6 protein-coding genes are annotated in these 12,354 nt (G+C 70.3%); 1 reads left to right on the top strand and 5 read right to left on the bottom strand.

The window, feature by feature from the left end:
* Positions 1-127: 127 nt before the first annotated feature.
* From ABZW30_RS40820 to ABZW30_RS40805, 4 genes are all read right to left on the bottom strand, one after another.
* A complete protein-coding gene (locus ABZW30_RS40820) occupies positions 128-5,074 on the bottom strand; it encodes an NAD-glutamate dehydrogenase (RefSeq protein ID WP_355676371.1) in 4,947 nt (1,648 codons plus the stop codon).
* A gap of 284 nt (positions 5,075-5,358) precedes the next feature.
* The gene (pruA, locus tag ABZW30_RS40815) at positions 5,359-6,984 is read right to left on the bottom strand and encodes an L-glutamate gamma-semialdehyde dehydrogenase (RefSeq protein ID WP_355676374.1); all 1,626 of its coding nucleotides are present in this window, start codon (positions 6,982-6,984) and stop codon (positions 5,359-5,361) included.
* A gap of 177 nt (positions 6,985-7,161) precedes the next feature.
* Entirely contained in the window at positions 7,162-7,818 is a 657-nt protein-coding gene (locus tag ABZW30_RS40810; protein ID WP_355676370.1) for an HAD hydrolase-like protein, read from the bottom strand.
* 51 nt (positions 7,819-7,869) lie between these two features.
* Positions 7,870-8,379, bottom strand: coding sequence for a hypothetical protein (locus tag ABZW30_RS40805; RefSeq protein WP_355676369.1), 510 nt, complete (start codon positions 8,377-8,379; stop codon positions 7,870-7,872).
* A gap of 600 nt (positions 8,380-8,979) precedes the next feature.
* On the opposite strand from ABZW30_RS40805, the gene ABZW30_RS40800 reads away from it, so the two are divergent.
* The gene (locus ABZW30_RS40800) at positions 8,980-9,429 is read left to right on the top strand and encodes an Rv3235 family protein (protein WP_355676368.1); all 450 of its coding nucleotides are present in this window, start codon (positions 8,980-8,982) and stop codon (positions 9,427-9,429) included.
* A 77-nt stretch (positions 9,430-9,506) separates the two neighbouring features.
* Here the strand turns inward: ABZW30_RS40800 and secA are convergent, their stop codons facing one another.
* The gene (gene secA, locus ABZW30_RS40795) at positions 9,507-12,269 is read right to left on the bottom strand and encodes a preprotein translocase subunit SecA (protein ID WP_355676367.1); all 2,763 of its coding nucleotides are present in this window, start codon (positions 12,267-12,269) and stop codon (positions 9,507-9,509) included.
* Between the last annotated feature and the right edge of the window lie 85 nt (positions 12,270-12,354).

Raw genomic sequence — 12,354 nt, 5'->3', positions numbered from 1 at the left:
AACTTGTTGCGCCCCTGTGGCTTCCGGTCCGCTCGGATCTCGAAGTCCATCGCACCCCTTGAGCTGGGGTGTTGCAACGACTCCTAGAACCCAAGCGAGGACGCGGGCCCTTCCGTTCGGCCGTCCGTCAGCGCATCGAACCGGTGCGCAGCAGGGTGCGGATGACGCGCATCGCGACCGAGAGGCTGGACAGCTCGTAGTTGTCCGAACCCCTTATGTCGTCGAGGGTGCTCTTGGCGCGGTTGAGCAGGGTGGAGTTGAGGTCCGCCCAGGCGTTGTAGCGCTCCTCGGGGGTGGCGCCCTCGGGACCGCAGGCCAGGACGTCGGCGGTCAACGCCGCGTGCGCCGCGAAGAGGTCCTCGCGGATCGCGGCCCGGGCCATCGACGACCAGCGGTCGGTGCGGGGCAGGTCGATGATGCGGTCGAGCAGGTGCGAGATCTGCAGGCGGTCGCCCAGGTCGTAGTACAGCTCGGCGACGTCGGCGACGTCCTTGCCCGAGCGGTCCGCGACCTCGGTGATGTCCAGGGTCGGGAAGACCGAGGACAGGCCGGCGATCCGGGTGGCCAGCTCCTCCGGCACTCCGGCCGAGGCGAGCTCGTTGTAGATCGACTCGAACCAGGTCAGGTCCTCGCCGCGCAGCGGCTTGGGCAGCGAGCCCCAGACCTGGTTGACCCGGTCGTGGAAGAACTCGATGGTGCCGGCGATGTCGAGCGGCTGGCGGCGGTTGTTGAGCATCCACCGGGTGGCGCGCTCGACCAGGCGGCGCGAGTGCAGCCGCATCTTGGTCTGGATCCGGGCCTGTGCCTTGTTGTCCAGGCCCTCGATCTCGGCCCAGATCTCCTCCAGGCCGAAGACGGCCCGCGCGGCGGTGTGCGTCCGGGCGATCTCCTCGTAGGTCGCGCCGGTCTCCTCCTTCAGGCGGAAGGCGAAGGTGCAGCCACCGCGGTTGATCGTGTCGTTGACGATCAGCGTGGTGATGATCTCGCGGCGCAGCGCGTGGTTGTCGATCGCGTCGGCGAACTTCGCCCGCAGCGCGCTCGGGAAGTACTCGTGCAGCGCGGTGCGGAAGTACGGGTCGTCGGGCAGGTCGGTGGCCAGCAGCTCGTCGGCCAGGATGATCTTGGTGTAGGCGAGCAGCACGGACATCTCGGGCTGGGAGAGCCCGCGGCCGTTCTGCTGGCGCTCGCGGATCTGGCGCTCGCCGGGCAGGAACTCCAGCGCCCGGTCGAGCTGGCCGGCCGCCTCGAAGCGGTTGATCATCCGCGCGTGGACGTTGACCATGCTGTGCGCCTGGGCGACGGCGTTGGCCAGCACCACGTTCTGCGCGTAGTTGTTGCGCAGCACCAGGTGGCCGACCTCGTCGGTCATCTCGGCGAGCAGAACGTTGCGCTGCTTGACCGTCATGTCGCCCTCGGTGACGACCTGGTTGAGCAGGATCTTGATGTTGACCTCGTGGTCCGAGGTGTCCACACCGGCCGAGTTGTCGATGGCGTCGGTGTTGATCCAGCCGCCGGTGCTCTCGGGGCCGCCGGAGGCCGCGTACTCGATGCGGCCGAGCTGGGTGCAGCCGAGGTTGCCGCCCTCGCCGATGACCCGGGCCCGGACCTGCTCGCCGTTGACGCGGATGGCGTCGTTGGCCTTGTCGCCGACCTCGGCGTTGGTCTCGGTGGAGGCCTTGACGTAGGTGCCGATGCCGCCGTTCCAGAACAGGTCGACCGGCGCCTGCAGGATCGCCTTCATCAGGTCGGCCGGGGTCAGGCGGCTCTCCTGGATGCCCAGGGCGGCCCGGACGTGCGCGCTGACCTGGATCGACTTGGCGCTGCGGGGGAAGACCCCGCCGCCGGCCGAGATCAGCGACTTGTCGTAGTCGTCCCAGGAGCTGCGGGGCAGGTCGAACAGTCGGCGGCGCTCGGCGTACGAGGCGGCCGCGTCCGGGTTCGGGTCGAGGAAGATGTGGCGGTGGTCGAAGGCGGCGACCAGCCGGATGTGCTCGCTGAGCAGCATGCCGTTGCCGAAGACGTCGCCGGACATGTCGCCGATGCCGATGACGGTGAAGTCCTCGGTCTGGGTGTCGACGCCGAGCTCGCGGAAGTTGCGCTTGACCGACTCCCAGGCGCCGCGGGCGGTGATGCCCATGCCCTTGTGGTCGTAGCCGGCCGAGCCGCCGGAGGCGAAGGCGTCGCCGAGCCAGAAGCCGTACGACTCCGCGACGCCGTTGGCGATGTCGGAGAAGGTCGCGGTGCCCTTGTCGGCGGCGACGACCAGGTAGGTGTCGTCCTCGTCGTGGCGGACCACGTCGGCCGGGTGGACGACCTCGCCGGCCACCAGGTTGTCGGTGATGTCCAGCAGCGCCGAGATGAAGGTCTTGTAGGACGAGATGCCCTCGGCCAGCCAGGCGTCGCGGTCCACCGACGGGTCCGGCAGCTGCTTGGCGACGAAGCCGCCCTTGGCGCCGACCGGGACGATGACGGTGTTCTTGACCATCTGGGCCTTGACCAGGCCGAGGATCTCGGTGCGGAAGTCCTCGCGCCGGTCGGACCAGCGCAGACCACCGCGGGCGACCTTGCCGAAGCGCAGGTGCACGCCCTCGACCTGCGGCGAGTAGACCCAGATCTCGAACGCCGGGCGCGGGGCCGGCAGGTCCGGGATGGCCTTCGGGTCGAACTTCATCGACACGTAGGAGTGCCACTCGCCGGAGCCGTCGTGCTGGAAGAAGTTGGTCCGCAGGGTGGCCTTGATGAGGTTCAGGAAGGAGCGCAGGATGCGGTCCTCGTCCAGCGAGACGACCTCGTCGAGCGCGCCGGCCAGCTCCTCCAGGACGGCCTCGGTCAGCTCCAGGGCGCCCGAACGGTGGCTCGGGCTCAGCCGGGCCTCGAACAGGTTGACCAGCAGGCGGGTGGTGTGGGTGTTGTTGCGGAGCGCGTCCTCCATGTAGTCCTGGGAGAACGTGGAGCCCGCCTGGCGCAGGTACTTGGCGTACGCGCGCAGCACCACCGCCTGGCGCCAGTTCAGCCCGGCGGTCAGGACCAGCTCGTTGAAGCCGTCGTTCTCGGCCTTGCCGGTCCAGGTGGCCGCGAAGGTCTCCTGGAAGCGCTCGCGGGCCTCGTCGGTGAGCCCGGTGGCCTCGCGCAGCTTCAGGCCGAAGTCGTACACCCACGCGGTGGTGCCGTCGGAGCGACGCAGCGCGTACGGGTGCTCGTCCAGCACCTCGACGCCCAGGCGCTGCAGCACCGGCAGGACCTCGGTGAGCGAGATCGGGCCGCCGACCCGGTAGATCTTGAAGCGGCGCTCGTCGTCGCCCGCGCCGACCGGCTGGTACAGGTTCAGGCGGAAGTCGCCCTCGCCTTGCAGCGACTCGATCTGCTTGATGTCGGAGACGGCGGTGCGCGGCGGGAAGTCGGCGCGGTAACCGTCGGGGAAGGCGTTGGCGTACTTGTGGCCGAGCTCGGCGGCCTTCTCCTCGCCCAGCTCGAGGTGCAGCTGGTCGTGGAAGCCGTCCATCCAGAACCGGGCGGCCTCGGCCAGGCGGTTCTCGATCCGCTCGATGTCGCTGTCGGTGAGGTGGGGGAGCTCGGTGCCCGGGGCGACCCGGACCACGAAGTACAGGCGGGTCAGCACCGACTCGGTGGCGTACACCGTGTAGTCGATGGTGGCGCCGTTCAGCTCCTCCTTGAGGATGTCGGTGAGCAGCAGCCGGATGCGCGTGGTGTAGCGGTCGCGCGGCAGGTAGATGAACGCGGAGAAGTAGCGTCCGTACTCGTCCTGGCGCAGGAAGAGGCGCAGCTTACGGCGCTCCTGCAGGTAGAGCACGCTGGTGGCGATGGAGAGCAGCTCGGCGGCCGAGGTCTGGAAGATCTCGTCGCGCGGGAAGGTCTCCATGATCTGCAGCAGGTCGCGGCCGTCGTGGCTCTCGCTGGAGAAGCCGGAGCCGTCCAGCACCTCCTGGACCTTGCGGCGCACGACCGGGATGCGGGTGACCGACTCGGTGTAGGCGGCGGAGGAGAACAGACCGAGGAAGCGGCGCTCGCCGATCGGCTCGCCGGCGGCGTTGAACTTCTTGACGCCGACGTAGTCCAGGTAGGCCGGGCGGTGCACGGTGGCGCGGCTGTTGGCCTTGGTCAGGACGAGGAGCTTCTTCTCGTGGGCCTTGGCGCGCACCGGCGCGGAGAGGCGGCCGAAGGCCTCGGAGACCGAGTGGTGGCGGTCGTCGTGGCTGTGCGGGTCGGAGCGCAGGATGCCGAGGCCGGTCCCGGCGACGGCCTTGAGGACCTCCTCGCCCTCGTGCTCGACCAGGTCGTACTCGCGGTAGCCGAGGAAGGTGAAGTGGTCGTCGGCGAGCCAGCGCATCAGCTCCCAGGCCTCGCCGACCTCCTGCTCGGCCAGGCCGGCCGGGGGCTCCTCGGCCAGCTCGTCGGCCAGGCGCAGCGCGCTCTCGCGCATCTTGCCCCAGTCCTCGACGACCTCGCGGACGTCGCCGAGCACACGGCGCAGGTTGGTCTCGATGGAGCGCAGGTCGTCGCGGTCGGTCTCGCGGTCGATCTCGATGTGCATCCACGACTCGACGGTCGCGTCGGCGGGCCACTCGGTGCCGGCGGCCTGGCTGCGGGCGCAGGCGTCGACGTCCAGGATCTCCAGCAGCTTGCCGGTGATGTCACGGCGGACGACCAGCTGGGGGTGGATGACGATGTGGATCGCGCGGTCCTGGCGGGACAGCTCGTTGGTGACCGAGTCCACCAGGAAGGGCATGTCGTCGGTGACGACCTCGACCACGGTGTGGCCGCAGGACCAGCCGTTCTCCTCGACCGAGGGGGTGTGGACCCGCACCTCGGCGGTGCCCTGGGGGCGCTTGAGGCCCAGGCGGTAGTGGGAGGCGGCCGCACCGTACACGTCGACCGGGTCGCGGTCGACCAGGTCCTCGGGCGCGGTGTGCAGGTAGTAGTGGTGCAGGTACGCGGTCAGAGCGCCGTTGCTCAGACCCTCCCCGGGCGCCGCTCCCCCCACCTGGCTGTTCTCAGCGGCTGCGGCTGCCTTCTTGAGCAGTTCGGCCTTGGCTGCGTCCAGCTTGGTCTGCATGACTTCTTGGCTCCTGTCGCGCGCCGTTGCGTGACTCGGTGGTGTGTGGATGTACACCGACGGGTCACCGCAATCCTGCCGCACCATCCAACTGAAGGGGCTCATGGCACGCATGAAATGCCCTCCCAGCGGGTAGGACGACTCATTCGTCCTGCAAGCCACCCGACGACGCCAGCCAGCCTAACCGGATCAATCGAAGGTGCACAGGGACAGGGAGGCGCAAACCCGCAGGATGTCGGGTCCGTCATGGACGCCATGTCCAAACCGGAACCTCATGTTCACTCTCAGCCCATATGCGGGTATCCGTGGTGGATCGGCGGGACGAAGGTCTCCTTGATCGCGCGGGCCGAGGTCCAGCGCAGCAGGTTCTGGGCGGCGCCCGCCTTGTCGTTGGTTCCGGAGGCCCGGGAGCCGCCGAAGGGCTGCTGGCCGACCACGGCGCCGGTGGGTTTGTCGTTGATGTAGAAGTTCCCGGCGGTGAAGCGCAACTCCTCCACGGCTTGGGCGATGGCGTAACGATCCTGCGCGATCACCGCGCCGGTCAGGCCGTACGGGGCGCCGGCGTCGACCCGGCGGAGCACGTCGTCCCAGCGGGAGTCCTCGTAGACGTGGACCGCCAGGATGGGGCCGAAGTACTCGGTGCGGAAAATCTCGCCCCGGTGGTCGGAGGAGACCAGGACGGTCGGGCGGACGAACCAGCCGATCGCGTCGTCGTACTGGCCGCCGGCCACCAGCTCGACGGTCGGGTCGGCCTTGGCCCGCTCGATCGCGATGCGGTTCTTCTCGAAAGCACGCTTGTCGATCAGGGCGCCCATGAAGTTGGACAGGTCGGTGACGTCGCCCACCGCGAGGGCGTCCACCTCGGCCAGGAAGTCGTCCTTGATCCTCAGCCACAGGCTGCGCGGCAGGTAGGCGCGGGAGAGCGCCGAGCACTTCTGGCCCTGGTACTCGAAGGCGCCACGGATCATGGCGGTCTTCAGGATCTCCGGGTCGGCCGAGGGGTGGGCCAGCAGGAAGTCCTTGCCGCCGGTCTCGCCGACGATCCTCGGGTAGGTACGGTAGCCGCCGATGCCCGCGCCGACGGCCTGCCACAGCGACTGGAAGGTCGCGGTGGAGCCGGTGAAGTGCAGCCCGGCGAGCGCCGGGTCGGTGAGGGCCACCGGGGAGACCTGCAGGCCGTCGCCGGTGACCAGGTTGATCACCCCGGGCGGCAGGCCGGCCGCCTCCAGCAGCCGCATCAGGTAGTGGGCGGCCAGCGCCTGGGTCGGCGCGGGCTTCCAGACCACGGTGTTGCCCATCAGCGCGGGGGCGGTGGGCAGGTTCCCGGCGATCGCGGTGAAGTTGAACGGGGTGATCGCGTAGACGAAACCCTCCAGCGGGCGGTGGTCGATCCGGTTCCACACCCCCGGGGAGGAGATCGGCTGGTCGGCCAGGATCTGCTGGGCGAAATGGACGTTGAACCGCCAGAAGTCGATCAGCTCGCAGGCGGAGTCGATCTCGGCCTGCTGCACGGTCTTGGACTGGCCGAGCATGGTGGCCGCGTTGAGCGTCTCCCGCCAGGGCCCGGACAGCAGGTCGGCGGCGCGCAGGAAGACCGCCGCCCGGTCGTCGAAGGACAGCGAGCGCCACTGCCGCCCGGCCGCCAGCGCCGCGTCCACCGCCGCCCGGGCGTCCTCCCGGGTGGCGTTGCCGAGCACGCCCAGCTTGGCGGCGTGGTGGTGCGGCTGGACGACGTCGATCCGCTCACCGCCGCCGAGGCGCTGCTCCCCGCCGATGGTCATCGGCAGCGGGATCTGCTCGGCCGCCAGCTCGTCCAGCCGCCGGACCAGCCGCTCCCGCTCCGGGCTGCCGGGCGCGTACGCCTGCACCGGCTCGTTGACCGGGGTCGGCACCTCGGTGACTGCGTCGATGGGCATGGCGGCTCCGTCCTGCTGGTGGCTGGGGATCAGGGCCGGTCTGCCGGATCACGTCGCGGGCACGGCGGGGATCCAAGAGACAGGCCCGGCTCCAGCCTGACCAGCGGGGCCGGGTTCCGCCTGTTCGGACACGCGGACGGCGGACGTGGCGCCCGCCACTGTCAGGGCGGCTCAGCCCGCCATCCGGCCCGCCAGCTCGACCGCCTCGGCCAGGCTGTCCACCACCGGGACACCGACCGGCTCCAGCTTCTCCCGGGTGTGCGAGCCGCCGGTGTAGAGCACCGCGTGGGCACCCGCGTTCAGCGCCGCCAGGGCGTCGTCCGCGGCGTCGCCGATCAGGACCGTACGGGCGGGGTCCACCTGCTCCCCGAGCGCGGCCAGGTGCCTCGTGAGCTGCTCCGCCTTCTGGCCGCCGGACGGGCCGCTGCGGCCGTCCACCCGCAGGAAGCGGCCGGTCAGACCGAAGGAGTCGACCAGCGGGACCAGCTTGTCGTGCATGTACATCGACAGCAGGGACTGGCTGTGCCCGGCGCTCTGCCAGCCCTCCAGCAGCTCCAGCACGCCGTCGGTCAGGCCGCAGGCCGGGCTGAGCTCGCGGTAGCGGTCCTGGAAGGCGTCGTCCAGCTTCAGCCACTCCTCCCGGGAGGGCATACGACCGAGCAGCCGCTCGTAGAAGTTGGGGATCGGGATCTCGTACTGCTCGCGGTACTGCTGCATGGTCATCGGCCCGACGCCGATGGTCGCGAACGCGGCGTTGCTCGCGCCGAGCACCGCGTCCATGTCGTGGAAGAGGGTGCCGTTCCAGTCCCAAACGATGTGAGTGCGCACGGGTGCAAACGGTAACCCGGACGGACGACACACAGGTAGGACCGCGGTCACTCAGGCCAGCAGCGAGGGGATCTCCTGGGTCGCGTACCAGAGCAGGTCGTGGTCCTCGGCACCGTCCACGGTGAACTGGGAGTCCTGGTCGCCCGCGTCGGCCGCGGCCACCGCCGCCACCGCCGCCGTGACGTCCGCGACCACCTCGTCGTCGGCCACGTCCGCGTGCACCGAGGCGGCCTTGGCCAGCTTCACCGGGCCGGCCAGCACCACCCGACCCAGCGAGGCCTGGTCCTGGTACTCGTCGCCGGGGAAGGGCTTCACGGCGGAGTCGGCGACGTCCAGCGCCACCACGACCCGGCGACGCGGGGCGTCCGGGTCGTCGGCCAGGAGCCGCAGCGAGGACTGGGCGGCCCGGTTCAGCGCCGCGTACTCCAGCTCCTCCAGGTCGTCGCTGACGTACCACTCGCGCAGCGCGGGGGTCACGGCGTACGCCGCGGACTGCTCCAGGGCGCCGCCCTCGTGCGCCGCCGCCAGGCCGGTCAGGGTGGTGGGCACGTACACGCGCATCGGTGGCACTCTCCGGTTCGTCCAGCGGGGTTCGTCCAGCGGCACAGATTCTGCAGCGCCCCAAGAATAAGCTCCGCCGGGCCCGCCGTGATCACCCTCCACCCCGATCGGCGCGCGGCCCGCAGGGCCTCCCGGCCGGTCCGCGGGCCGCTCTCCGACACCTCGCCCCGGCGGGCCGGGTCCATCGTGTTCGGGCCCGTCACCGCCAGGTCGGCCAGGGTGCCTCGGCCGTGGCCGTGGAGGCCCCGCCGCCCGTGTCGTGATTCCGGCCGTCGCCATCCCGGCCGCCCGTCGTCGTCGGGAACGGGTCAAGGCTCCGTCGGTGCGCACGGACGGCCGTACGACGCGACGGGAGACCCGGGCGGGGCCACCCGGTCCGCCGTACCGGGGCGTCCCCTTTCGGACCGTACGGCCCGCCCCCGGGCGTCAACCGGGGCATCGGCGGACGGCCCGCCGGGCCCGTCGCCGCATTGGTCGATTCCCCCGGATAGGTGAACTCCGCATCAGGCCCCGGGCGGCCCGGAAACACGTTGCCGCGCCGCGCGCGGCGCCGCCAGCCTGGACCCGTCCGTACCCGCACCACCCGCACCGGGAGCCACCGTGACCGCCCACCTCACCGCCCGCCCGCACCGCCGTGTCCGCGCCTCCGGCAGCTGCGACCCGGCCGGGCGCCGGCCGCGCCGACCGCGCGTCGCCTGCACCGGCACCGCCGTCCCCCACGAGCACGACCCCCGGGCGCTCGCCGCCCGATTCGCCCACCAGCTGGTCGAGGTGCTCACCGGCGCCCGGCCCTCCGGCCAGCTGATGCGGCACACCAGCCTGGACGGCTACGGGCAGCTCGCCTCGCTGGTCAGGGCCGGTGCGCTGCGCCGCGGCGGCCCCGCCGACCGGCCCCGGCTCGGCCCGGTGCACGACCGATCGCCCTCACCCGACGCGGTCGAGGCCTGCGTCCGGGTCGATCTCGGCCGGCGACACCACATGGTGGCCTTCCGGCTGGAGCAGCGCGGCCCGGCCGGGCAGTGGCAGTGCACCGCCGTGGAGGCCCGATGACCACTCGGCGGCACGGGACGGCACAGGGCGCCGCCCCCGTGCGGGTGCGGCGCCCTGTGCGGCGTCCTACGTCGGGCTCAGCCCTTGCGGCGACGGCCCTTGGCGGACTTGGCGGCCTTGCGGCGCTCGGCGCGGGTCAGCCCGTCGCCCTCGTCCTCCGGCGCCAGGTCCTCGAAGTCGCCCTCGATGACACCGCCGCCGACCTCGTCCGAGGGGGCCGTGTAGTGCAGCCGCTGGGGCTTCGGGGCCTCCAGGCCCTTGGCCTTGATCTCCGGGCGGGCGGCGTCCTTCTCCAGCTTGTCGAGCACCACCTGGGCGTCCTCGACCGGGACCTCCTCGACCTGCTGCTCGACCTGGACCTCCAGGTTGAACAGGTAGCCGACGGACTCCTCCTTGATGCCCTCCATCATCGCGGTGAACATGTCGAAGCCCTCGCGCTGGTACTCGACCAGCGGGTCGCGCTGCGCCATGGCCCGCAGGCCGATGCCCTCCTGGAGGTAGTCCATCTCGTAGAGGTGCTCGCGCCAGCGGCGGTCCAGAACGGACAGGACGACCCGGCGCTCCAGCTCGCGCATGATCTCCTCACCGAGCTGGTCCTCGCGGGCGCCGTACTGGGCCTGGATGTCCTCCTGGATGACCTTGGTCAGGAACTCGGAGGTCAGCCCGCCGCTGCCGCCGGCCTCCTCCTCCAGCTCCTCCAGGTCCAGGGTGATCGGGTAGAGCTGCTTGAGGGCGGACCAGAGCTTGTCGAGGTCCCAGTCGTCCTCGAAGCCCTCGCCGGTGGCCGCCTTGACGTAGGCCTCGACGGTGTCGTCCATGAAGTGGCCGACCTGCTCCTGCAGGTCCTCGCCCTCCAGCACGCGGCGGCGCTCGCCGTAGATGACCTCGCGCTGGCGGTTGAGCACCTCGTCGTACTTGAGGACGTTCTTGCGGATCTCGAAGTTCTGCTGCTCGACCTGGGTCTGCGCGGAGGCGATCGCGCGGGTGACCATCTTGGACTCGATCGGCACGTCCTCGGGCACGTTGGCCATCGAGAGCACGCGCTCGACCATGCCGGCCTTGAACAGGCGCATCAGGTCGTCGCCCAGCGACAGGTAGAAGCGGGACTCGCCCGGGTCGCCCTGACGGCCGGAGCGGCCGCGCAGCTGGTTGTCGATCCGGCGGGACTCGTGCCGCTCGGTGCCGAGGACGTAGAGGCCGCCGGCCTCCTTGACCTCGTCCTGCTCGGCCTTGACCGAGGCCTTGGCCTTCTCCAGCGCGGCCGGGAACTCGGCCTCGTACTCCTCCGGGTTGTCCCCCGCGGAGAGCCCGCGCTGGGCCAGCTCGGCCGCCGCGAGGTGGTCCGGGTTGCCGCCGAGCATGATGTCGGTGCCACGGCCGGCCATGTTGGTGGCGACGGTGACGGCGCCCTTGCGGCCGGCCTGCGCGACGATCTGCGCCTCGCGCTCGTGGTGCTTGGCGTTCAGCACCTCGTGCGGGATGCCGCGCTTGCGCAGCTCCTGCGACAGGTACTCGGACTTCTCGACCGACACGGTGCCGACCAGCACCGGCTGGCCCTTCTCGTGCTTCTCGGCGATGTCCTCGACCACGGCGGCGAACTTGGCCGGCTCCGACTTGTAGATCAGGTCGGGCTGGTCGATGCGCAGCGGCGTCTTGTTGGTCGGGATCGGCACCACGCCGAGCTTGTAGATCTGGTGGAACTCGGCCGCCTCGGTGGTGCCGGTACCGGTCATGCCGGACAGCTTGTCGTACAGGCGGAAGAAGTTCTGCAGGGTGATGGTGGCCAGGGTCTGGTTCTCGTTCTGGACCTCCACCCCTTCCTTGGCCTCGATCGCCTGGTGCATGCCCTCGTTGTAGCGGCGGCCGGCCAGGATACGGCCGGTGTGCTCGTCGACGATCATGACTTCGCCGTTCATGACGACGTAGTCCTTGTCCTTCTTGTACAGCTCCTTCGCCTTGATGGCGTTGTTCAGGAAGCCGACGAGCGGGGTGTTCACCGACTCGTAGAGGTTGTCGATGCCGAGGTAGTCCTCGACCCGGGTGACGCCCTCCTCCAGGACGCCGACGGTGCGCTTCTTCTCGTCGACCTCGTAGTCGCGGTCGATCTTCAGACGCAGCACCAGCTTGGCGAAGTCGGCGTACCACTTGGTCGCCTGGTCGGCCGGGCCGGAGATGATCAGCGGGGTACGGGCCTCGTCGATGAGGATCGAGTCGACCTCGTCGACGACCGCGAAGTTGTGGCCACGCTGGACGAGTTCGTCCTTCGACCAGGCCATGTTGTCGCGCAGGTAGTCGAAGCCGAACTCGTTGTTCGTGCCGTACGTGATGTCCATCGCGTACTGGCGCTTGCGCTCGACGGGCGTCATGTTGCCCAGGATCACGCCGACTTCGAGGCCGAGGAAGCGGTGCACCCGGCCCATCCACTCCGAGTCACGCTCGGCGAGGTAGTCGTTGACGGTGATCAGGTGAACGCCCTTGCCGGTCAGCGCGTTCAGGTACGCGGGCAGGGTGCCGACGAGGGTCTTGCCCTCACCGGTGCGCATCTCCGCGACGTAGCCGTAGTGCAGGGCCGCGCCGCCCATGAGCTGGACGTCGTAGTGCCGCTGGCCGAGCACGCGCTTGGCGGCCTCGCGGACGGTGGCGAACGCCTCGGGGAGGATGTCGTCCAGCGACTCGCCGTCGACGAGCCGCTGCTTGTACTCGTCGGTCAGCGCGCGCAGCTCGGCGTCGGTGAGGTTGACGAAGTCCTCTTCGATGGAGTTGACCTGGGCAGCAATCCGCTGCAGCTTGCGAAGGATCTTGCCCTCGCCGGCGCGCAGGATCTTGTCGAAGACGGACACTTGAGCGGGCTCCTTGCCTGTATTGGCACTGGACGACTGCACGGCGGGTCCACCCCACCGCACGGGCCATCGTATGCGAGGAGTC

The sequence above is a fragment of the Kitasatospora sp. NPDC004669 genome, assembly GCF_040609455.1.
In the GTDB taxonomy this organism is placed as follows: Bacteria; Actinomycetota; Actinomycetes; order Streptomycetales; family Streptomycetaceae; genus Kitasatospora.
Note: the sequence above shows the minus strand (reverse complement) of the source record. Positions and strands in the feature narration are given on the sequence as shown.